At 73.9% G+C, this 22,502-nt stretch carries 20 protein-coding genes; 15 read left to right on the top strand and 5 right to left on the bottom strand.

Annotation, left to right across the window (positions count from 1 at the left end):
* Positions 1–74 precede the first annotated feature (74 nt).
* Entirely contained in the window at positions 75–1,109 is a 1,035-nt protein-coding gene (locus tag AC2A1K_RS20495; RefSeq protein ID WP_483898165.1) for a helix-turn-helix transcriptional regulator, read from the top strand.
* On the opposite strand, the gene AC2A1K_RS20500 is transcribed toward AC2A1K_RS20495, so the two are convergent.
* From AC2A1K_RS20500 to AC2A1K_RS20510, 3 genes are all read right to left on the bottom strand, one after another.
* Positions 1,006–1,890 carry a class I SAM-dependent methyltransferase gene (locus AC2A1K_RS20500; protein WP_483898166.1) on the bottom strand — a complete coding sequence of 295 codons (885 nt, stop codon included), beginning with the start codon at positions 1,888–1,890 and terminating at the stop codon, positions 1,006–1,008. The two genes, AC2A1K_RS20495 and AC2A1K_RS20500, sit on opposite strands and share 104 nt — an antisense overlap.
* A 49-nt stretch (positions 1,891–1,939) precedes the next feature.
* Positions 1,940–2,773, bottom strand: coding sequence for an EamA family transporter (locus AC2A1K_RS20505; RefSeq protein WP_483898167.1), 834 nt, complete (start codon positions 2,771–2,773; stop codon positions 1,940–1,942).
* Between the two features lie 183 nt (positions 2,774–2,956).
* The gene (locus AC2A1K_RS20510; protein WP_483898168.1) at positions 2,957–3,715 is read right to left on the bottom strand and encodes a hypothetical protein; all 759 of its coding nucleotides are present in this window, start codon (positions 3,713–3,715) and stop codon (positions 2,957–2,959) included.
* A 298-nt stretch (positions 3,716–4,013) separates the two neighbouring features.
* Between AC2A1K_RS20510 and AC2A1K_RS20515 the strand changes: the two genes are divergently transcribed.
* Positions 4,014–5,192 carry an FAD-dependent monooxygenase gene (locus tag AC2A1K_RS20515; RefSeq protein WP_483898169.1) on the top strand — a complete coding sequence of 393 codons (1,179 nt, stop codon included), beginning with the start codon at positions 4,014–4,016 and terminating at the stop codon, positions 5,190–5,192.
* Between the two features lie 104 nt (positions 5,193–5,296).
* Here AC2A1K_RS20515 and AC2A1K_RS20520 read toward each other — a convergent pair whose 3' ends face one another.
* Positions 5,297–6,715, bottom strand: a complete 1,419-nt coding sequence (locus AC2A1K_RS20520; RefSeq protein WP_483898170.1) for an amidohydrolase family protein — start codon at positions 6,713–6,715, stop codon at positions 5,297–5,299.
* 222 nt (positions 6,716–6,937) lie between these two features.
* Between AC2A1K_RS20520 and AC2A1K_RS20525 the strand changes: the two genes are divergently transcribed.
* From AC2A1K_RS20525 to AC2A1K_RS20585, 13 genes are all read left to right on the top strand, one after another.
* Positions 6,938–7,744 carry an IclR family transcriptional regulator domain-containing protein gene (locus AC2A1K_RS20525; RefSeq protein WP_483898171.1) on the top strand — a complete coding sequence of 269 codons (807 nt, stop codon included), beginning with the start codon at positions 6,938–6,940 and terminating at the stop codon, positions 7,742–7,744.
* A gap of 122 nt (positions 7,745–7,866) precedes the next feature.
* Positions 7,867–9,042, top strand: a complete 1,176-nt coding sequence (locus AC2A1K_RS20530) for a CaiB/BaiF CoA transferase family protein (protein ID WP_483898172.1) — start codon at positions 7,867–7,869, stop codon at positions 9,040–9,042.
* Complete coding sequence (locus tag AC2A1K_RS20535; protein WP_483898173.1) at positions 9,035–9,871, top strand: citryl-CoA lyase; 837 nt, start codon at positions 9,035–9,037, stop codon at positions 9,869–9,871. Before AC2A1K_RS20530 ends, AC2A1K_RS20535 begins: the two co-directional genes overlap by 8 nt.
* Positions 9,872–9,890: 19 nt before the next feature.
* Positions 9,891–10,781: a dioxygenase family protein gene (locus AC2A1K_RS20540; protein WP_483898174.1), complete on the top strand. Its 891-nt coding sequence runs from the start codon at positions 9,891–9,893 to the stop codon at positions 10,779–10,781.
* A complete protein-coding gene (locus tag AC2A1K_RS20545) occupies positions 10,778–11,839 on the top strand; it encodes a 5-methyltetrahydropteroyltriglutamate--homocysteine methyltransferase (RefSeq protein ID WP_483898175.1) in 1,062 nt (353 codons plus the stop codon). Before AC2A1K_RS20540 ends, AC2A1K_RS20545 begins: the two co-directional genes overlap by 4 nt.
* 111 nt (positions 11,840–11,950) lie before the next feature.
* A complete protein-coding gene (locus tag AC2A1K_RS20550; RefSeq protein WP_483898176.1) occupies positions 11,951–12,931 on the top strand; it encodes an alpha/beta hydrolase in 981 nt (326 codons plus the stop codon).
* 11 nt (positions 12,932–12,942) lie between these two features.
* Entirely contained in the window at positions 12,943–14,577 is a 1,635-nt protein-coding gene (locus AC2A1K_RS20555; RefSeq protein ID WP_483898177.1) for a flavin-containing monooxygenase, read from the top strand.
* Between the two features lie 72 nt (positions 14,578–14,649).
* Positions 14,650–15,816 carry a PucR family transcriptional regulator gene (locus AC2A1K_RS20560; RefSeq protein ID WP_483898178.1) on the top strand — a complete coding sequence of 389 codons (1,167 nt, stop codon included), beginning with the start codon at positions 14,650–14,652 and terminating at the stop codon, positions 15,814–15,816.
* A gap of 59 nt (positions 15,817–15,875) precedes the next feature.
* Entirely contained in the window at positions 15,876–17,063 is a 1,188-nt protein-coding gene (locus tag AC2A1K_RS20565; protein ID WP_483898179.1) for a cytochrome P450, read from the top strand.
* Positions 17,064–17,226: 163 nt separating this feature from the next.
* On the top strand, positions 17,227–18,030 hold the full coding sequence (locus AC2A1K_RS20570) for an IclR family transcriptional regulator (RefSeq protein ID WP_483898180.1): 804 nt from the start codon (positions 17,227–17,229) through the stop codon (positions 18,028–18,030).
* Between the two features lie 12 nt (positions 18,031–18,042).
* Positions 18,043–19,350: an MFS transporter gene (locus AC2A1K_RS20575; protein ID WP_483898181.1), complete on the top strand. Its 1,308-nt coding sequence runs from the start codon at positions 18,043–18,045 to the stop codon at positions 19,348–19,350.
* A 69-nt stretch (positions 19,351–19,419) separates the two neighbouring features.
* Positions 19,420–20,151, top strand: coding sequence for a GntR family transcriptional regulator (locus tag AC2A1K_RS20580; RefSeq protein WP_483898182.1), 732 nt, complete (start codon positions 19,420–19,422; stop codon positions 20,149–20,151).
* Positions 20,152–20,167: 16 nt separating this feature from the next.
* A complete protein-coding gene (locus AC2A1K_RS20585) occupies positions 20,168–21,304 on the top strand; it encodes an acyl-CoA dehydrogenase family protein (RefSeq protein WP_483898183.1) in 1,137 nt (378 codons plus the stop codon).
* 38 nt (positions 21,305–21,342) lie between these two features.
* On the opposite strand, the gene AC2A1K_RS20590 is transcribed toward AC2A1K_RS20585, so the two are convergent.
* A complete protein-coding gene (locus AC2A1K_RS20590; RefSeq protein WP_483898184.1) occupies positions 21,343–22,386 on the bottom strand; it encodes an LLM class flavin-dependent oxidoreductase in 1,044 nt (347 codons plus the stop codon).
* Positions 22,387–22,502: the final 116 nt, after the last annotated feature.

Consider the following 22,502-nt stretch of genomic DNA (forward strand, 5'->3'; position numbering starts at 1 on the left):
GCCCGGCACGATCCGCTGACCGCCGCCGTCGGCCGCTTCCTGCAGCGGATCCCTTCTCCTCGAGGGGGACATCGATGTCGCTGGCCTTCACCGAGGACCTGGCACGCCCGGAGCTCGGCGCCGCGGACCCCGCGGACCCCGCGGACCCCGCGGACCCCGCGGAGACCGTCGACATCCGCACCTCGCGCCCGGCGCTGGCCCGCTCGCGGACGATCGAGTTCCTCGGCTGCGGCCACGCCATGACCGTCGACGACGACCCCGAGGACTTCGACGCCGCGGTGTCGTGGCGGCGGGTCGGCGGGGTGGGGGTGCTGCGCTCGCGCTACCGCTCGCCCGTCACGGTCACCTGCACGCCGCCGATCCCGTGGGTGACGATCAGCTTCGTCCCGCGCGGGGCGGTGTCCTTCTCCGCGGGCGGCTCCAGCACCGTCGGCGACCGGAGCCGCGGCGTCGTCCTCGACTACGCCGAGCGCGTCGACATGCGCTGGCGCTCCGGAACCGAGCAGTTCATGGTCGCGGTCGACCGCGACCGGCTCGAGCGCGGGCTGCGGTCGCTGGTCGAGGACGTGCCCGATGCGCCGCTGGCGTTCGAGCCGGGGCTGGAGGTCGACAGCACCGGGCGGGCGGTGGTCGGGGCCGTGACGAGCCTGCGCGCGCTGCTCGCGCACTCGCCGGGGCAGGTGCCGGCGGTGCTGGCGGGCGAGGTCGAGCACGCGGTCGTCACCGCGCTGCTGCTGGGGACGCGGCACAACCACCGCGACCGGATCTTCCGGCGGTCGCCGCCGGCGCCGCGCCGGGTGCTGCGCCGGGTGCTCGAGCTCGTCGACTCCGCCCACGACCGGACGCTCACCGTCGCCGACCTCGCGGAGTGCGCCGGCGTGAGCGAGCGGGCCCTGCACGCGGCCTTCCGCCGGGAGCTCGGCACCACGCCGATGGCGTATCTCCGGACCCGGCGTCTCGAGGCGGTGCGGGAGGACCTGCTCGTGGCGGAACCCGGCGACGGAGTCACGGAGATCGCCCTGCGGCACGGGTTCTCGCACCTCGGACGGTTCGCGGCGGCGTATCGGGTGCGGTTCGGGGAGCCGCCCTCGACGACGCTCCGTCGGTAGCCCTGATCACCACCTCGGCGTGGGGGATGCTGAACCAGCCGTCGGGGTGGGCGGCCCAGGCGCGCCAGGCGTCGGCGACGTCCTGGAGCTCGTCCCGCGTCGCGACGCCGCCGTCGACGGCGCGCTCGGCGATCGTGGACGCGACGATGCGTTCGGCCCACTGCCCGCCCCACCACGCGCGGTCGTCCGGGGTCGCGAACGACCAGATCGAGGCGCTCGGCGTCACGTCCGTCGCGCCGGCGGCGTGGGCCCAGGCCAGGAGGCGGCGGCCCGCGTCGGGCTCGGTGCCGTGGGCGTGCGCGACGGCGCGGTAGATCTCCAGCCAGCGGTCGAGACGCGGGTCGTGCGGCCACATCGCGATGGCGGCGTAGTCGCACTCCCGGGCGGCGACGAGGCCTCCGGGGCGGACGACGCGGAGCATCTCGCGCAGCGCAGCGACCGGGTCGGTGAGATGCAGCAGGACCTGGTGGGCGTGGACGACGTCGAAGGGTCCGGGCGGGAGGTCGTCCGCCGTCCCGGTCGCGAAGTGGACGTTCTCGACGCCGTCCGCGTTCGCCCGTGCCCTCTCGAGCGTCGCCTCGTCGAGGTCGATCCCGGTCACCCGGCCGGGCGCGACCCGCCGCGCGAGGTCCACGGTGATCGTCCCCGGACCGCAGCCGACGTCGAGCACGCGCGCTCCGGCCGTGAGGTGCGGTGCGAGGTGGGCCGCCGAGTTGTCGACCGTCCGCCAGGTCTGCGACGCCAGCACGCTCGCGGCGTGCCCTTGGCTGTAGGCAGTCACGGTGTCTCACATTCTGAGAAGAATCCCATCATTCGGTCGGAATCTACCCTCAGAGGTCCACCAGGAGAATCCCCACCACGACCACCGCCGCCGAGGCGGCGCGGCCGCGGCCGAAGCGCTCGCCGAGGAGGACCGAGCCGATGACGGCCCCGATGACGATGCTCGTCTCGCGGAGCGCGGCGATCGCGGCGGTGGCCCCGCTGGTCTGGGCGACGAGCACCAGTCCGTACGCGGCGAGGGAGACCACGCCGCCGCCGAGGCCGGCGAGGACGACGCCGCGGCTGAGCGTCCGCAGGCGCCGTCCTCGTCGCGCGAGGGCGACGAGCGGCATCACGGGACCCTGGAGCAGGAACATCCACGCCGCGTAGACCGCCACCGGGGTGGTGCTCACGGCCGTGGCGTCGACGACCGTGTAGCCGGCGATGCTGACGCCGGTGGCCAACGCGGCGCCGAGGGCCGGCAGCGACGCCCGCGTGAGCCGCCCGCCGTCGAGGGCGAGGCTGATCAGGCCCAGCGAGATCACGCCGATCCCGACGAGCTGCAGGGTCGGCAGGTCCTCGCCGCAGGCCATCTCGACCAGCGCGACCACCCAGGGCGCCGTCCCGCGCGCGACCGGATAGACCTGGCTGAACTCGCCGAGCTGGTAGCTCCACCAGAGCAGCAGCATGTAGATCACGTGGATCAGTGCGGAGGCGAGGATCGCCGGCCACGCCGCTGCGGGCGGCAGGCCGAGCACCAGGGCGGCGCCCCCGCCGAGGACGACGTAGGTCGTGCCGATGAGGGCGAACCCCACGAGACGGTCGGGGACGCCGTGCGCGACGGCGTTCCACGTCGCGTGCAGGACGGCGGCGAGCAGGGTGAGGGCTGTGATCGCGGGGGTCACCGAGGTGGCTCCTAGGTGTCGCTGCCCACCCGGAGGTGGGCACGTCGAACAGGAGCCCTCGGGGCTTCTCTCCCGTCAGGTGTCGACCGGCCCGGACCGTGGGTCGGGGCGGTCGTGGCGCCGCTCGGTCCAGACCCCGGCCGACCCTGGTTGTGGGCTGGAAGGCGGGCGGCGGACGGAACCCTAGGCGCAACCACGTGCTGTCCGGACCCTAACGCCGGCGGGAGGACCTCGCAGGTTCGCTCCGCGGGGGTCGGCGGACGTCACGTACGTCGCTCCGGCGGCTCCGGCACACTGATCACCAGAAAGCAGCCGCGCCGAGCCCCGCCGTGTCGGCGTGACTGATATCATCGAACATGTGTTCGACAGCGGGTGGGCGGCGGTGGCCGACGAGCCACGTCCCTCGGCCTCGTCGACGCCGTCGCCCGCAAGGCCGGCGACGACCCCGAGGGCCCGAAGCGCGACATGGAACAGAAGCGCGGCGACACCGCCCGCGACCTCATCCTCGACGGCGCCACGGCGTACGGCGACCACTGCGACGGCGCGTGCTGCCAGGACGACGACTCGGCCAGGGGCGACGTGACCGACGGCGACGTGACCGACGGCGACGTGACCGACGGCGACGTGACCGACGGCGACGCTCGCGGTGACGAGCCGACGCGTGAGGCCGTCGACGACGACCGGCCGGCGGACGACCGCCCGGCGGACGACCGGCCGGCGGACGACCGCCCGGCGGACGGGCGGCGCGCTGAGGAGCAGGCCGCCGAGGAGCAGGCCGCCGCCGACACCGCGACCGGCCGGGGCGACTCCGACGACGCGCGCGACCCGGTCCGGGGCGTGCGGCGCGGGAGGCGCTCGCCGGTCCGCACCGAGGTGCGGGTGACCATCGGGTGGGACGTGCTCGCCGGGTTCTCCGACCGCCCCGGTGAGCTGGAAGGCCACGGCCCGATCCCCGCCGAGACGGCCCGGCGCCTGGCCGGCGACCCGCAGGCGTGGTGGCGTCGGTTGCTCACCGACCCGGTCACCGGCACCGCGACATCGACTCCTGGCGACGCCGCGAGGCGCACCCGCCACCCGGCGGGCCCTGGCGACGCCGTGCCGTCTGAACCCGGCACGAGCCCGCCCGCCGAATCCGGCGCACATCCGCCCGCCGAGCCCCGCCCACCCCCGCGAGCGATCTCCTTCCCGTTCGCCGGGAGTCGCGCTGCGGGCCGACCGCGCTGCGGGCGAGGGTGGCGGGGTGCGGACGGACGTGATCGTCGTGGGCGCCGGGCCGGCGGGGCTGATCCTCGCGTGGATGCTCCAGCGAGCGGGCGTGGCGACCACGGTGATCGAGTCCCAGCCGCGCGACGAGCTCGGGACGCTGCCCAAGGCCGGCATCGTCGAGTACCGCACCGTGCAGCTGCTGACGGCCGAGGGCCTCGGCGGCACGGTCCTCGACTTCGCCGCCGAGAACCACCGCTGCGAGTTCCGCACCGCCGACGAGTCCGTCCTCGTCGACTACGCCGCGCTGACCGGGGGTCGCCCGCACTACGTGTTCCCCCAGCACGACCTGGTCGCCCGGGTCGCGACGTCGTTGCTCGAGCACGGCGGCGAGGTGCTGTTCTCCCGCCGCGTCACCGGGGTCGAGCAGGACGCCGACGGGGCGCGGGTGACGTCCACGGGTCCCGACGGCGTCCGCGAGCTGGAGGCGGAGATCGTCGTCGGATGCGACGGCGCGGGCAGCGTGGTGGCGCGATCGCTGGCCGGCGAGCTCACCCAGCACGACCGTCGCCACCCGCAGCGCTTCCTCGTGATCAGTGCCGCGATGCCGCCGCTGGTCGACCACACGATCTACGCCGCCCACCCCCGGGGCTACGCCGCCCACATGCGCCGGCTGCCCGAGGTCACGCGGCTGTACATGGAGGTCCCCGGCGACCAGTCGCCCGCGGACTGGCCGCACGACGCCATCCGCGCGGAGGTCGGCCGGCGTCTCGGGGTCGGGGCCGCGCTGGACGGGGTCGAGCTGCCCGAGGTCGACGTGCTCGACCTGCGGACCCGGGTGACCACGCCCATGCAGCACGGCCGGGTGTTCCTCGTCGGCGACGCGGCGCACCTGATCACGCCGGCGGGCGGGAAGGGCATGAACCTCGCGATCTTCGACGCCGTCGAGCTGGCACACGGGCTGACCGAGCGCTTCGGGCCCGAGCGGGACGGCCGGCGCGCCGAGAGCTACAGCGCGACCCGCCTCCCCGCGATCTGGCGGACGCAGGCGTTCTCCGACTGGTTCCTGCGCATCATGACAGCCCCGCCGGGCGCGGGCGACGAGCGCGACGGGTTCGGGCTCGGCCTGCGGAAGGGCTGGGTGTCGTCGCTGCACCGCGACCTGCTGCTGCGGCGGTGGTTCGCGCACGCGTACGCGGGCGTCGACCCCGACTGATCACCGCGCCGTGCCCGCCGGTGCACGGCTTCCAGGAACACGCGGTCGCCGAGCACCTCGATGACCAGGGCGAGGACCACCCCGCTGGCGGGCCCTCGGGGGATTCAGGCGCCGTGCGTCGAGGCCGACCGGTAGTCGGTGTAGGTGTACGGGTTGTCGAGGACCTTGGTCTGCGGGATGTCGGGGTTCATGCCCTGGCGCCAGGCGTCCTCGCCGAGCTCGCCGCGCAGGTGCTCGACGGTCTGCTCGACGGTCCGGCGGACGGCCGCGAGGTCGAGGCCGACGAGGCGGTGGTCGCGCTTGACGAGGCGGCCGTCGACCAGCACGGCCTCGACGTCGCCGCGCTGGGCCTGGAACACGACGTGGCCGTAGGGGTTGAGGATCGGGAACCCGACCGGCGAGTGTTCGTTGCGGATCAGCACCAGGTCGGCCTTCTTGCCCACCTCGACGCTGCCGAGGTCCGACGCGCGACCCAGCGCGCGGGCGCCACCCATCGTGGCCATGTCGACGACGTGCTCGGCGCGCAGGGCGTGGTGGGTGACGGTCTCGCCCTTGGCGTGCGCCTCGAGGTGCTCACGGGAGCGGTCGGCGCTCAGCGTGGAGCGCATGGCGGAGAACAGGTCGCCGCTCCACCACATCGAGGTGTCCATCGACAGCGACATCGGGATGGCGTGCGTCCGCAGCACCCAGGAGGGCGGGTAGCCCTGGCCGGCGCTCTGCTCGCTCTCGGTGGACACCGACACCGAGCCGCCGGTCGCGGCCACCCGGTGGTACGAGTCGGCCGTCAGCGTCGCGGCGTGCACGTAGACCGTCTCCGGGCCCATGAACCCGTGCTCGTGCATGAGGCGGATGCCGTCGTCGTTGGTCGCGCCCCACACGCCGGCGTGCGTGGTCACGGGCAGGTCGAGGTCGCGGGCGACCTCGAACGCGGGCTTCTCCGGGAAGGTCGGGTCGCCGGTGACGTCGAAGGCGAGCTGGAATCCGTCGACGTCGCCGCGGCGGCGCTCGAGGACGTCGCGGAACCCGGGGTCCGCCGTCCAGTTCGCCGGCGCGTCCTGGATGTTGCCGTAGGCGAGCACGAAGCGGCCGGGCACGGAGGCGAGGGCGTCGATCGCGGCGTCGGCGTGCTGCGGGGTCTGCAGGTTGTGGGACCAGTCCACGCAGGTGGTGACGCCGGCCTCGATCGCCTCGAGCGCCGCGAGCAGGTCGCCGGCGTGGATGTCCTCGGGTCGGAACTTCCGGCCGTGGTCGAGGTAGTTCCAGACGAAGTACTGCGTGAGCGTCCAGTCGGCGCCGTAGCCGCGCATCGCCGTCTGCCACATGTGTCGGTGGGTGTCGATCATGCCGGGCATGAGGACGCCGCCGCGGGCGTCGATCTCGTCGGTGCCGGCCGGGACCTCGAGGTCGACACCGATCGCGGCGATGCGGTCGTCGACGACGAGGACGTCGTGCCCCTCGAGCACGGTGTGGCCGTTGTCGACGGTGATGACCGTGCCCCCGCGCAGGACGACGGGTTGGCTCATGGAGGCGCTCCTCGGTGGCCGAACAGTGGCGAACCAACTACGGACAGTCGTCCGTCTAGCGGTCAGATGACGAACGTCACTGTCGTGGAGGACGAGCGCAGTTGTCAACGACCACGCAGGGACCACGCAGGCACGCCCGGTCTGACCGCGGGTGACGCGTGCTGTCCGCCCAGCGGTCAGGCGGTTACGCTCCGGCCAGCCGCGCCTCGAGGAGGGACGCTCATGCCGCGAGACGGAGCGGGGCCCGACTTCATCGAGGCCCTGGCCCGCGGGCTCGACGTGCTCACCGCGTTCGGCGCCGAGCGCCCGGTGATGAGCCTGGCCGAGGTCGCCGCCGCGACGGGGCTCGCCCGTCCCACGGCGCGGCGCATCCTGCTCACGCTCGCCGAGCTCGGCTACGTCCGTGCCGGCGAGCGGGGCTTCACGCTCACACCCCGGGTGCTCGACCTCGGGGTCGCCTTCGTCGACGCGATGGGCTTGTGGGAAGTGGCGCGCCCGCACCTCGAGCGCCTGGTCGCGCGCACCGGCGAGTCCTGCTCGATCGCGCAGCTCGACGGGTCGGACATCGTCTACGTGGCACGGGTGGCCGTGCCGAAGATCGTGGCGCTGACCGTCCAGATCGGGACGCGGTTCCCGGCGCTGCCGACCTCGCTGGGCAAGGTCCAGCTCGCCGCCCTGTCGTCCGACGAGCTCGAGCGCGTGCTCGCCGAGCCCACGCGCTCGGGCCTCACGCCGCGCTGGCGCCCGGACGTCGCCGAGCGCGACGCCGTGCTGCGCGAGGTGCGGGCCCGCGGCTGGGCCCTGACCGACGAGCAGCTCGCGCCGGGCATCCGCTCGGTGGCCGCCCCGCTGCGCGACGGCGAGGGCCGCGTGATCGCCGGCGTCAACGTCAACTGCCACGCCGCCGAGACCTCGGTGGACCACCTCCTCGAGCACCACCTGCCCCTGCTGCTGCAGGCCGCCGGAGACATCTCCTCCGACTTCGCCCGCCGGGAGGCGCTCCCGCGGGCGACGCTGCCGGCCTCGTAGGTGAGCAGGAGGGGTGGACCCGCCCGAGCCCGCGGCGCCGGTCGGGGACTTGACGATCTCGCCCGCAGCGAGCAGGCTCCTTGCCGGACAACTGTCCGGAGAGCGTACGGAGGGTCGAAGGCATGGTGCAGGAGGACCACCCCGACGCGGCGGCGCGCGGGGGGCCGCTCGCGGGACTCCTGGTGGCCGACTTCTCGCGCGTGCTCGCCGGGCCGTACGCCACGATGCTCCTGGCGGACCTCGGCGCCGAGGTGATCAAGGTCGAGTCGCCGCAGGGCGACGAGACGCGCACCTGGATGCCGCCGACGCGCGGCGAGACGTCGACCTACTACCTCGGGATCAATCGCGGGAAGCGCTCCATCTCGCTCGACCTGCGTGACGAGGCCGACGTCGTCGTGGCCAAGGAGCTCGCGCGGCGCGCGGACATCCTCATCGAGAACCTCCGGCCCGGCGGCATGGGCAAGTACGGGCTCGACTACGCGTCGGTCTCCGCCGACAACCCCGGCCTGGTCTACGCCTCGATCTCCGGCTTCGGGTCCACCGGCGGCGGCCACGTCCCCGGCTACGACCTCATGGTCCAGGCGGTGTCGGGCCTGATGAGCCTCACCGGCGCCCCCGACGGGCCGCCGTTCCGCGCCGGGATCTCCATCTTCGACGTGATGGCGGGCAAGGACGCGCTCATCGGCGTCCTCGCCGCCCTGCGCCACCGCGACGCCACCGGCCGCGGCCAGCACGTCGAACTGTCGCTGCTCGCGTCGGCGATGTCGGGGATGGTCAACCAGAGCTCGGCGTACGCGGCGGGCGGCGTCGTCCCGACCCGCATGGGCAACGCCCACCCCAGTGTCGTGCCCTACGAGCCGCTGCCGACCGCCGACAACGACCTCATCGTCGCGGCCGCCAACGACGGCCAGTTCCGCAAGCTGTGCGGCGTCCTCGGCATGCCCGAGCTCGCCGACGACCCGCGCTTCCTGCGCAACGCCGACCGCACCGAGCACCGCGACGAGCTCAAGCCGATCCTGATCGAGGCGCTGTCCACCAAGGGCGCCGACGAGTGGTTCGAGCTGCTCGTCGCGGCCGGCGTTCCGGCGGGCCCGATCAACAGCATCGCCGGTGGTTTCGCCATCGCCGAGCGCTTCGGTCTCGACCCGGTGGTGCCGGTGGGCGTGGGCGGCCGCGAGGTGCCCACCACCCGCAACCCGATCCGCCTCTCCGACACCCCGGTGAGCTACGAGCTGCCGCCCCCCGAGCTCGACGAGCACGGCGACGAGATCCGGAAGTGGCTGAGCTCCCATGAATGAGTACCCGACGGCCCTGGGCGCGGCGTCCAAGGACGCGATCACCCTGCTCGGCCACGACCTGGCGAACGACGTCATGGGCGAGGTCGGGTTCGGGGAGCTCGCGTTCTGGCTCGCCACGCAGCGCCGCCCGACGCCGGGGGAGACCCGGGTGTTCGAGGCCGTGCTGGCGGCGCTGGCCGACCACGGCTACACGCCGACCGCGATCATCAGCCGCCTCGCCCACCTCTCCGCGCCCGACTCGGTGCAGGGCGCGCTCGCCGCGGGCCTGCTCGCCGGCGGGTCGCGGTTCCTCGGCGTCACCGAGGACTGCGGGCGGTTCCTGCACGACGTGCTGGTCGCAGCAGCCGGCGACCCGGCGCAGCGGAGCTCGACCAACGCCTCGGCGCTGCCCACCGACGACGCCGGCTGGGACGAGCTGGCGCGCGAGGCCGTCCGCAGGCAGCGCGAGGCGAAGACGTTCGTCCCCGGCCTGGGCCACCACGTCCACAAGGACGGCGACCCCCGCACGCCGCGGCTCATGACGATCGCCGCCGAGGAAGGGGTCACCGGCCCGCACCTCGCGCTCTTCGCCGCGATCGGGCGTGTGCACCCCGAGATCCTCGGCAAGACCCTGCCGCTCAACGGCGCCGGCGTGTGCGGGGCCGCCCTGGCCGACCTCGGGCTGCCGCTCGAGCTGCTGCGCGCGTTCGCGCTGCTCGCCCGCACCGCGGGGCTGATCGGCCAGCTCGCCGAGGAGCTGCGCCACCCCGTCGGAGGTGACATCTTCCTGTCGGTGGACCTGAACAACCGACCCGTCGACCCTGATCCCTATGCCCCGGACAGCCTCTAGCCACCACAGGGAGGGCGCGATGGCGCACCCGGTCACACCCGCCCCGGTCACTCCTCTGACCGTCACCGAGGACACGATCACCGACCTCGCCGCGGAACGGTGGGGCACGGCGCACGACCCGCGGACCGCGGAGCTGCTGACCGCGCTCGTCCGCCACCTCCACGCCTTCGCCCGCGAGACGCGGCTGACCGAGGCGGAGTGGATGGCGGCGGTGCGCTGGCTGACCGAGGTCGGGCAGATCAGCGACGACAAGCGCGAGGAGTTCATCCTGACCTCCGACGTGCTCGGCCTGTCGATGCTGGTGGTGCAGCAGAACCACCGGTTCGCCGAGGGGGCGACGCCCGCGACGGTGCTGGGCCCGTTCCACATCGAGGGCTCGCCGGAGCTCGGGTACGGCGCGGACATGTCCGAGGGGCTGCCCGGCACACCGCTCTACGTGCACGGCACCGTGCGCTCGCTGGACGGGTCGCCGATCCCCGGGGCGGTGCTCGATGTCTGGCAGGCGGACAGCGACGGCGCCTACGAGTCCCAGCTCGACGTCGACGAGGCGCGCCTGCGGGCCAAGTACACGACGCGCCAGGACGGCGCCTACTGCGTGCGCACCATCGCGCCGCTCGGCTACGCGATCCCCATGGACGGGCCCGTCGGGCGCCTCATCGACCAGACCGAGATCAGCCACTTCCGGCCGGCCCACGTGCACTTCCTGCTCGACGTGCCGGGCTTCGAGCCGCTGATCACGCACCTGTTCCGCGAGGGCGCCCCGTACCTCGACAGCGACGTCGTGTTCGGCGTCAAGCGCGAGCTGGTCGTGACCTTCACCGAGCGGGAGCCGGGTCCGACGCCCGACGGCGGCCACAGCGACGTCCCGTGGTGCGAGGCCACCTACGACTTCGTGCTGCAGCCCGCATGACGCCGCCGATCCTGCCGACCTCGCTCGTCGGCAGCTACGCCCAGCCCGACTGGCTCATCGACCGCGCCCGGCTCGCCGACCGGTTCCCGCCCCGGGTGCGGGCGAAGGAGCTGTGGCGGGTGGCGCCGGAGCTCCTCGCGCAGGCCCAGGACGACGCGACGCTGCTGGCGATCCGCGCGCAGGAGCGCGCGGGGCTCGACGTCCTCACCGACGGCGAGGCCCGGCGGGAGAGCTACTCGAACCACTTCGCCACCGCGCTCTCCGGCGTCGACGTCGACAACCCCGGCACGGCGCTCGACCGCAGCGGTCACCCCAACCCGGTCCCACGCATCACCGGGCCGATCAGCAGGCCGGCGCCGATCCAGGTCGACGACCTGCACTTCCTGCGCTCGGCGACCGACCGGACGATCAAGATGACCGTGCCGGGCCCGTTCACGATGTCCCAGCAGGCCCAGGACGATCACTACGGCGACCCGGGCGCGGCGGCGATGGCGTACGCCGCGGCGGTCAACGCCGAGGTGCGCGACCTGTTCGCCGCGGGCGCGGACGTCGTCCAGATCGACGAGCCGTACATGCAGGCACGGCCCGACGCCGCGCGCGCCTACGGGCTCGAGGCGCTCAACACGGCGCTCGAGGGGATCACCGGCACCACGGCGGTGCACATCTGCTTCGGCTACGCGGCGATCATCCACGAGCGTCCCGAGGGCTACTCGTTCCTCCCGGAGCTCGCCGGCTCGCCGGTCACGCAGATCTCGATCGAGACCGCGCAGTCCGGCCTGGACCTCGGCGTGCTCAGCGACCTCACCGACAAGACGATCATCCTCGGCGTGCTCGACCTGTCGGACCCGGCCGTCGAGAGCCCGGGCGTCGTCGCCGGCCGCGCCCGCCGGGCGTTCGAGCGGCTCCCGCCCGAGCAGCTCGTCCTCGCCCCCGACTGCGGGTTGAAGTACCTGCCGCGGGAGTCGGCGTTCGGGAAGATGCGGGCGCTGGCCGACGCGGCGAAGCGCCTGCGCGCGGAGATTCGCTCGGGCGGGCAGGGCGTGCCGACGGCGAACTGAGCGACCGGATTCGTCCCGGCAGGACATAGGCGGCCCCGGGCCGGGGTTCCACACTCCGTGTGACAGACGCCACATCGATCGTGGTGTCGCGAGCCCGGAGGCGACCGCCGGATGACGGACACACACGCGCCGACCCGCCCGTCCTTCGACCCGGAGCTGGCCGCGGCGCTGCCCGCGGTCAACGAGGTGCTCCCCTCGAGCATCAGGCCGCAGGACCTCGACCGGGTCCGCGAGAACCTCGCGGCGGCCTTCCTGCCGATCGACGACGTGATCGGCGGACGGGCCATCGAGTACGAGGACCGCACCATCCCCGGCCCGGCCGGGGCGCCGGATCTCGTGGTGACGGTGCTGCGGCCCCGGGACCCCGTCGCGCACGCGCCCGGCATCTTCCACACCCACGGCGGGGGCATGATCCTCGGCGACCGCTTCGTCGGGGTCGACCAGCTCTGCGAGTGGGTCGACGAGCTCGGCGCCGTCGCGGTGTCCGTCGAGTACCGGCTGGCGCCCGAGCACCCGGACCCCGCGCCGATCGAGGACTGCTACGCCGGGCTGGTCTGGACGGCTGCCCACGCCGACGAGCTGGGGTTCGACGAGCGCCGCCTCGTGCTCGCCGGGGCGAGCGCCGGCGGTGGTCTGGCCGCGGGGCTGGCCCTGGCCACGCGGGACCGCGGGGGCCCGGTCGCGGCCGGCCAGATGCTCATCTACCCGATGCTGGACGACCGGAACGAGACCCCGTCGACGGCGCAGTTCGAGGGGCTCGGCGTCTGGGACCGGATCAGCAACCAGACGGGCTGGGACCTCCTGCTCGGCGACCGGCGGGGGACCGCGCACGTCTCGCCCTACGCGGCGCCCGCCCGCGCCACCGATCTCGCCGGGCTGCCCCCGGCGTTCGTCGACGTCTGCTCGACCGAGACGTTCCGCGACGAGGACGTCGCGTACGCGAGCGCGCTGTGGCGTGCCGGGGTCCAGGCCGAGCTGCACGTCTGGCCGGGCGGCTTCCACGGCTTCGACACGCTCGTCCCCGACGCGGCGCTCTCCCGCCAGGCACGGGCGGCGCGGGCCGCCTGGCTGCGCCGGATTCTCGGACTCTGAGGAGGAAGGCCATGACCAGCACGAACCAGACCGTGGACGCGGTCGTCGTCGGCGCCGGGTTCTCCGGGCTCTACATGCTGCACCGGCTGCGCGACAGCCTCGGCCTCGCGACGCAGGTGTTCGAGGCCGGCGACGACGTGGGCGGCACCTGGTACTGGAACCGCTACCCGGGCGCGCGCTGCGACTCCGAGAGCTACTTCTACAGCTTCTCCGACCGGCTCTCCGAGGACCTGCTCGAGGAGTGGACGTGGAGCGAGCGCTTCGCCGGACAGCCGGAGATCCTCCGCTACCTCCAGCACGTGGCCGACCGGTTCGACCTGCGGCGGGACATCCGGTTCGGCACGCGCGTGGTCGGCGCCGCGTGGGACGACGACGCCGGCCGCTGGACCGTCGACACCGACGACGGCGGCCGGGTCTCGGCGCGCTTCCTGATCACCGCTGTCGGGTGCCTGTCCACCACGAACCTGCCCGACTTCCCCGGGCGCGAGAGCTTCCGCGGCGACTCCCACCACACGGGCACGTGGCCGCACGAGGGGGTCGACTTCACCGGCAAGCGGGTCGCCGTCATCGGCACCGGCGCGACGGGGGTGCAGCTCATCCCGGAGGTGGCCGAGCAGGCCGCGCACGTGACCGTCTTCCAGCGCACGCCGAACTACGACATCGCCGGCGGCAACCACCCGGTCACCCCCGAGTTCGACCGCCGGATCAAGGACGACTACCGGGCGATCTGGGCGCGCACCCGCGAGACCGCCTTCGGCTTCCCGTACGACGTCGCGGACCGCGCCGCGCTCTCCGTCCCGGACGACGAGCGACGGGAGATCTTCGAGGCGGCCTGGGCGCAGGGCGGGTTCCGCCTGGGGACGACGTTCAACGACCTGCTCCTCGACGCGGACGCCAACGAGACCGCCGCCGAGTTCCTCCGCGGCAAGATCCGTGAGCGGGTCGAGGACCCGGGCGTCGCCGAGATGCTCGCCCCGAGCGACCACCCGTTCTTCACCAAGCGCCCGCCGCTGGAGAACGGCTACTACGAGACCTTCAACCGCGAGAACGTGACGCTGGTCGACGTGCGCCGCGCACCGATCGAGGCCATCACGCCCACCGGCGTGCGGACCGCGGACGGGGAGTACGAGGTCGACAGCATCGTCTACGCGACCGGGTTCGACGCGATGACGGGCACGCTGTTCCGGCTGGGCATCACGGGCCGGGACGGTGTCGCCCTGACCGACAAGTGGGCGCAGGGGCCGCGCAGCTACCTGGGGATCGCGACGCACGACTTCCCGAACCTGTTCATGCTCACCGGCCCGCAGAGCCCGTCGGTGATGAGCAACATGGTCGTGTCCATCGAGCAGCACGTCGACTGGGTCGCGGACTGCCTGCGCCACCTCGGCGAGCAGGACGTCGAGCGCATCGAGGCGACCGTCGAGGCCGAGGACGCCTGGATCGCCCACCACGACGAGGTCGCGGCCGCGACCCTGCTGCCGCGGGCGAACTCCTGGTGGGTCGGGGCGAACATCCCGGGCAAGCCGCGGAGCCTCTACCCGTACCTCGGAGGTGTCGGCACCTATCGTGGGATCTGCGACGACGTCGCGGCGAAGGGCTACGAGGGCTTCGAGCTCACCCGGGTCGGGGCCCGCTCGGGGGTGTGAGGGACGCCGACCGGGCGCCGAGCACAGGATGTGACGTGGACCGCAGGGCTGCGCGCACGGCATGCTGCGCCGATGGTGGCGCCCGCCGGGACGGCCCGGGACTCGCTGACGGTGCTGTGCCGGGCGCTGCTCGAGGAGGTCGACGACCTCGCCGACTGCCTCACCGCCCGCATCCTCGAGCGCGAGGACGTGTACGGCGTGCTGGGCGTCCCCCTGCACGACGACCTGCGCACGACGTGCCGCGCGAGCCTGGAGCGGCTGCTCACCCAGCTCGCCGGTGACCTGCCGCCCGACGTCGACGCGGCGGCGCTCACCGTCGACACCGGCCGGCGCCGGGCGCGCCAGGGCGTGCCGCTCGAGGTGGTGCTGCGTGCCTACCGCCAGTGCGGGCGGTTGGTGTGGGAGCGGATGCGTGCGGTGTCGCGCGAGCGGTTCGCCGGCGGGCACGACGGCGCGCTGCTGGTGGTCGCCGACGACGTCTGGCGGATCCTCGACGCGAGCTCCGACCGCCTCGTCGACGCCTACCGCCGCGAGGAGACACGCCGGCGCGGGCTCGAGATCGGCCGGCGCTGGGCGGTGCTCGAGGGCCTGCTCGCCGGGCGCGGCCACGAGGCCGCGTGGGCTCACGACGCCGCCCGCCAGCTCGACGTCGACCCCGAGGCGCCCGTCGTGTGCGTCGTGGCGCCGGGGGGAGACGACGGCCCGGCCGAGGTGCTTCCGGTGTCGTTCTGGCACGTGCGGTCCGCGGAGGTCGTCGGCGTGGTGGTCGGCGGGCAGGTCGGCGAGGTCGTCGCCGCGCTGCGCCCGCACGCGACCGGACCGGTCGGCGTGTCCCCGCCCGTGCCCGGCCTCGGCCAGCTCGACGTCGCCTACCGCTGGGCGCGCCTGGCCGCGCGGACACTCCCGGCGGGAGCCGGCGCGGTCGCCGACCTGGACGACCGGCTCCCCGAGGCCCTGCTCGCCGAGGCCGCCGACCTCGTGCCCCGCCTGCGCCGCGCGGCCCTCGGCGACCTGCTGGACCTGCCCGCCCCCGAGCGCGGCACCCTGCTCGCGACGCTGCGCGCGGTGCTCGACGCCGACGGGTCGCCCTCGCACGCCGCCGGCGCGCTGTACTGCCATCGCAACACGGTGATGTACCGGCTCTCCCGGCTCGAGGCCCTCACCGGCCGCCGTCTCGCCGACGCCCGCGACCGCCTGCTCCTCGGGCTCGCGCTCGTGGCCGCGGACGACGCCGGGTAGGCCTGCCGGCATCCGGGAGAGGGGTGCCCCACCGTGGCGGGGAGTGTTCGGATGGCCCGGTGGTCGCCACCGTGGAGCTCGACGTCGACCCGTTCGCCCTCGACGTCCTCGCCGATCCCGTCCCGGCCGACACCGCGATCCGCGAGGCCGCGCCGGTGGTGTGGCTGTCCGCGCACGGGGTGTGGGCCGCGGGGCGGCACGGGGAGGTCGCGGCGATCTTCCGGGACGGGGGGACGTGGTCGTCGGCGGCGGGCACGGGGCTCGCCGACATCCGGCGCGGCGAGGCGTGGCGCCCGCCGAGCGCGCTGCTCGACGTCGACCCGCCCGCCCACACCGCCGCGCGCCGGGTGATGAACCGGGTGCTGTCGCCGCGGGCGCTGGCGGATCTGGCGTCGCGGTTCGCGGCGGTCGCCGCCGAGGTCGTCGACGACGCCGTGGACGCCCGCGAGGTGGACGCCGCGGTCGCGCTGGCCGAGCGCTTCCCGATGACCGTGCTGCCCGATGCGGTGGGCATGGCCCCGCAGGGCCGCGAGCACCTCCTGCCCTACGCGGCGCTGAACTTCGAGTCGATGGGCCCGCACAACTCCCTGCGCGCCGAGGCCGAGCGCCGGGCGGGCGGCGCCCGGGAGTACGTCACCTGGCAGATGCGGCGCGAGGCGCTGACCGACGACGGGATCGGTGCGGCGATCTACGCCCACGCCGAGGCGGGCGACATCGGCGCCGACGCCGCCGCGCTGCTCGTGCGCTCGTTCCTGTCCGCCGGGATCGACACGACGATCCTCGCCCTCGGCTCCGCGGTGCACGAGCTGGCTCGCCGTCCCGACCAGTGGGCGGCCCTGCACGCCGAACCCGGCCTCGCGCGGGCGGCGTTCGAGGAGGGGCTGCGCCTGCACACCCCGAGCCCGGTGATCGGGCGGACGGCGACCCGCGAGGTCACGATCGGGGACGCGACGGTCGGCGCCGACGAGAAGCTGCTCATGATGCTCGGCGCCGCGAACCGCGACCCGCGCCGGTGGGACGCCCCCGACGTCTACGACCTGCACCGGCGCACCGCCGGCCATACGTCCTTCGGCGCGGGCGTGCACAACTGCGTCGGCCAGGTGATCGCGCGCATGGAGGCCGAGGCGCTCCTCGGCGCGCTCGCGCGCCGCGTGGCACGGATCGAACCGACGGGGGAGTCGCAGCCGCGCCTGTCGAACTGGCTGCGTGGCTTCGCCTCCGTCCCCGTGCGCCTGGTGGCCGCCTGATCCCCGTGCCAGCGGCGTGGCGTCGCTGACACTGAGCGTCCGTAGCGCCACGCGCTCGATTTCCGGCATCCGGCCTTCCGGCATCCGGAAACCGGCGTTGGGCACCGGGCGTGACGAGCCGCACACTCCGGCGATCCGTGTCGCCGACGCCACCGGAGGGGCCATGACGGTCACGCACCCCGTCGACCGCTCGGACCGGGTGTCGACGGGTCCGGTCGTGGCCCGGGCGCTGCGCCTGCTCGAGGCGTTCTCCGACGATCGCCCGACGCTGACCCTCAGCGAGATCTCCCGGCGTTCCGGGGTCCCGCTGTCGACGGCACACCGCCTGGTCGCCGAGCTCGAGGCCTGGGGCGCCGTCGAGCGCGACGGAGGAGGCCGCTACCAGGTCGGCCTGCGGCTCTGGGAGGTCGGCGCGCTCGCGCCGCGCGGACCGGGCCTGCGGGAGCGGGCGCTGCCCTACCTCGAGGACCTCTGCGCGGTCACCCGCGAGAACGTGCAGCTCGCGGTGCGCGAGGACGACGAGATCGTCTACGTCGAACGCCTCGCCGGCACCCGCGCGGTCGGCGTGCTCACCCGCGTCGGCGGCCGGTGGGCGATGACGGCGACCGGCGTCGGGCTCGTACTCCTCGCGCACGCACCGGCGGCCGTGGTCGAGCGCGTCCTCGAAGGGCCGTTCGCCCGACACACGCCGTACACGCTCACCGACCCCGTGCGGATCCGGGAGGTCCTCGCCGCGACCCGGACCCGCGGCTACGCGGTGAGCGAGCGCCAGATCACCGACGACGCCACCTCCGTGGCCGCGCCCGTCCGCGACGCCTCGGGTGAGGTCGTGGCCGCGCTGTCGGTCGTCGCCCACCACGGCAACCCGCCGGTCTCCGTGCTCGCCCCGCTGGTGCGCACGAGTGCCGCCGGCGTCTCGCACGCCCTGTCGGCGGGCCGCCGGCGCCGGACCCTGCCGAACCACTGACGGGAGGCCCCGATGGCCGACGAGAAACGCTCCGGCCGCGAGGTCCGCAAGGTCGCTCTCGCGAGCCTCGTGGGCACGTCGATCGAGTGGTACGACTTCTACATCTACGGCCTGGCGGCCGTGACGGTGTTCGCACCGCAGTTCTTCCCGCAGGTCTCGACGCTGACCGGCACGCTCGCCGCGTTCGCGACGTTCGCGGTCGGGTTCATCGCACGCCCCATCGGCGGCGTCGTGTTCGGGCACCTCGGCGACCGGATCGGGCGCAAGGCCACCCTCGTCACGACGCTGGTGACGATGGGTGTCGCCACGACCCTCATCGGCCTGCTCCCGACCTACGCCGCCATCGGCGCGCTCGCCCCGGTCCTGCTCGTCGTGCTGCGGCTCGTGCAGGGCTTCGCGGTCGGCGGCGAGTGGGGCGGCGCGGTGCTGATCTCCGTCGAGCACGCGCCGGAGTCGAAGCGCGCGTTCTACGGCAGCTTCCCGCAGCTCGGGGTGCCGATCGGCCTGATCGCCTCGAACGCGATGTTCCTCGTGCTCGCGGCCGCGATGCCCGCCGAGGCGTTCTCGTCGTGGGGCTGGCGTATCCCGTTCCTGCTCAGCGCCGTCCTCGTGCTCGTCGGGCTCTGGGTGCGGCTGCGGATCGAGGAGAGCTCGGAGTTCGTGGCCGTGCGCCGCGCCGGGTCGATGACGCTGCCGCTGGCGTCGGTGCTGCGCCACCACTTCCCGCAGGTGCTGTGCGGCATCGCGATGTTCACCGGCATCACGGGCATCGGCTACATGGCCGCGACGTACAGCATCCAGTACGGCACGAGCACCCTCGGCCTGCCGCGCGCACCGCTGATCGCGATCGTGCTCGTCGTCGCGATCCTCGAGGTGCCGCTGATCCTCTGGGTCTCCGCAGGCGCGGACCGCTGGGGGCTCTCGCGCACGATCGTCGCCGGCAGCCTCGCCACGGCCGTCGTGGCGGCGGTGTTCCTGCCGCTGCTGGCGACGGGGTCGCTGCTGCTCATCGCGGTGGCCGTCGCGGGGGCGCGCTGGGCATCGGCACCGATGTGGGGCCCGTCCGCCGCGCTCGCCGCCGAGTGCTACCCGACCGAGGTCCGCTACAGCGGCGCCTCGGTCGGCTATCAGCTCGGCTCGATCGTCGGCGGCGCGCTCGCACCGATCTTCACGACACTGCTGCTCGCCTCGCCCCTGGGCATCGCCGGGGCGGCCGGCTACCTCGTCCTCATCACCCTGATCTCGGGCCTCGGCGCGCTGGCCGCCGACCGGCTCGTCCGGCGCGCGGGGACCCGCGAGACGGCGCAGGTGGTCGCCTGACCACCCCTGTTCTCCACGCCGGCGCTCGACCCTGGTCGCGACAAATCCCATAGGATATGGTCCGACGCCGTGAGCGGTCCCGACACGGCGCTGCTCGGCAGGCTCACCGGAGCCCCGGCGCTGCCCGAGCAGGTGGCGCTGCAGCTACGGGAGAAGATCCTCTCGGGCGACCTGCGCCCCGGCACCTTCCTGCGGCCCGACCGCCTCGCCGTCGAGCTCGGGGTCAGCCCCACGCCCGTCCGCGAGGCGCTGCAGGCGCTGCGCGCCGACGACATGGTGCGCGCGCTGCCCCGGCGCGGCTTCGTCGTCGCGCCCCTGGACCGCGACGACGTCCTCGACCTCTTCGCCGTCCAGGCCCAGCTCACCGGCGAGCTGGCCGCCCGGGCCGCGGCCGCCCTCGACGCCGAGGGGCTCGCGGCGCTGCGGGAGAAGGCCGCGCAGGTCGACGCCCTCATCGACGCGGGTGCGATCCAGGAGGGGTCGGGCTCCGCCCGGTCTCGTCTCCCGGCCGACGACCTCGCCCGGGCCGAGGGACGCTTCCACGCCGCGCTCAACCGCGCCGCCGGTGCCCGCAAGCTCGCCTGGCTCGTCGGGCGCGCCGCGCACTACCTGCCGCCGCGCTTCTACACCGACCGCCGCGACTGGCGCACCGCCACCGTCGCGGCCCACCGCACGCTGCTCGACGCGCTCGCGTCGGGCGACGCCGAGGGCGCCCGGGCGGCGATGGAAGGTCACGTCCTCGACGGACGCGACCTGCTGGTCGCCCACCTCGAGGCGGTCGGCTTCTGGGACGAGAGCTGAGAGAGGGAGGCCGACGATGCCCGTCACCCTGACCGAGGAACAGCAGGACCTCGCGAACGCCATCGGCGAGTTCGGCCGGCGCGAGGTGCCCGACAAGGCGCGGCGCGACGAGCTGACCGCCGAGGGCCCGCACTCGATGGAGATCTACCGCAAGATGGCCGACCAGGGTTGGCTCGGCATCGCGCTGCCCGAGGCGTACGGCGGGTCCGGCGGGTCGATGACCGACCTGCTCGTCTTCCTCGAGGAGACCTCGTATCACCAGATCCCGATCGGCGGCTTCGGCACGACGATCATCACCGCGGCCGCCATCGAGCGGAACGGCTCCGAGGAGCAGAAGCAGGAGCTGCTCGGTGGTGTCGTGAACGGCGATCTCCTGGCGATCTCGATGTCCGAGCCCGGGGCGGGCTCCGACGTCGGCGGCCTGACCTGCAAGGCCGAGAAGACCGAGAACGGCTGGGTGGTCAACGGCCAGAAGACGTGGTGCTCCAACGCCCACATCTCGACGACGATCCTGCTGGTCGCGCGCACCTCGACCGAGGGCGGCAAGCACGAGGGCCTGACGATGTTCGTCGTCCCCACCGACGCCGAGGGCCTCGAGATCCACGGCATCGAGACGATGGGCGGCAAGGAGGTCAACGACCTCTACTTCACCGACTGCCACCTGCCCGCCGACGCCGTCGTCGGCGCCGAGGGGCAGGGCTGGCGCCAGCTCATGGCCGGGCTGAACCTCGAGCGCATGATCCTCGCCGGGCTCATGCTCGGGCTCGCCCGCCGCGCGTTCGACGACACCGTCGCCTACGTCAAGGAGCGCCATCAGTTCGGCCGGCCGGTGGGCAGCTTCCAGGCGATGCGCCACCGGATCGCCGACAACGCCACCGACCTCGCGGCCACGAAGCTGCTCGTGCACGACACCGCGCGCACCATCGACGCCAACCCGGGCGCGCTGTTCCCACGCGAGGCCTCGATGGCGAAGCTCAAGGCCACCGAGATCGCCAAGCACCTCTCGCTCGAGGGCATGCAGATGCTCGGCGGCTACGGCTACGCCACCGAGTACGGCATGGAGCGTCTGCTGCGCCAGAGCGTGGTCTCGACGGTCTACGGCGGCACCAGCGAGATCCAGCGCGACATCATCGGCAAGTCCTACGGCCTGTGATCCCCGGGTCGGCCCGGCCCCTCGTCGGTGTCCGCCATCTACCCGGGCTTCCAGCCCAGCGCCGGGCCGAGCCTGGTCGCCATGTCGGTGAGGATCTGCACGTAGTCCTCGTGCTCGAACGTGAACGGCAGCGCGAACACCACCTCGCGGACCTCGCGGAACGCGGCGTCGGCGTACAGCTTCTCGGCGACCTCGTCGGAGGTGCCCAGCACGTCGGGTGCCGCGAGCAGTCCCGGTCCGGGCGGGCCCATCGGCGCCGCGGTCCGCGGGGTGCGCTTCTCGACGTAGGCCTCGTACTTGGCGCGCTGCTCGGGGGTGGCCGAGTCGGTCGGGATGACGACGAGCCCCTGCGACACGCGGGCGGCGTCGCCGTCAGGGTGGTGTGCCTTGAACAGCGCGATCTGGCGCTGCTGGATGGCGGCGAAGTCCCACCTGCCGTCGGTCTCGAGGTCGCTGTCCTCGGTCTTGATGATGTTGCTCGTCAGCAGGTTCAGCCCCTGCTCGGCGGCCCACTGCGTCGAGCGTCTGCTGCCCGCGCCGTACCAGATGCGGTCGCCGAGGCCGGGGGAGTGCGGTTCGACCCGGGCCGAGAACTCCTCGAAGCCCGCGGTACCCGAGAACGTGCTGACCTCCTCGCCACGAATCATCCGCAGGAGCCGGGACACCCGCTCGTAGGTCAGGTTCTCGACGTCGGCGGTGTCGGGGTAGAGCGCGTCCTTGACGTTCTCCCAGTGGATGGGCGGGCCGATGCTGAAGCCGGGCTGCAGGCGCCCGCCGGACAGGATGTCCACGGTGGCGAGGTCCTCGGCCATCCGCAGCGGGTTCTCCCAGCCCAGCGGCGTGACCGCGGTGCCCATCGCGATCTTCGACGTCCGCTGGCTCGCCGCGGCCATGATCGTCACGGGGGACGAGATGCCGGTCTGGAAGTGCCGGTGGCGCAGGTAGGCGCTGTCGAAGCCGAGCTGCTCGCCCCGCTCGATGACCTCCAGCGTGCTCTCCATGCCGGGACCGGGATCGTCGCCGTCGAAGAGTCCGAGCGTGAGGAATCCCAGCTTCTCGAGCGGGACGTCGGGCGTGGGCACGGCAGCTCCTTCGGACGAGGTCCGTTCTGTTCGTCAGCAACGACACCGCGGCGCCGCATCTTCCGACAGGTTCCGGAGCGGCCCGACCGGGGCCGGCCGGTGGGGATGCGCACGGA

The sequence above is a fragment of the Actinomycetospora sp. 2LY8.5 genome (assembly GCF_057180585.1).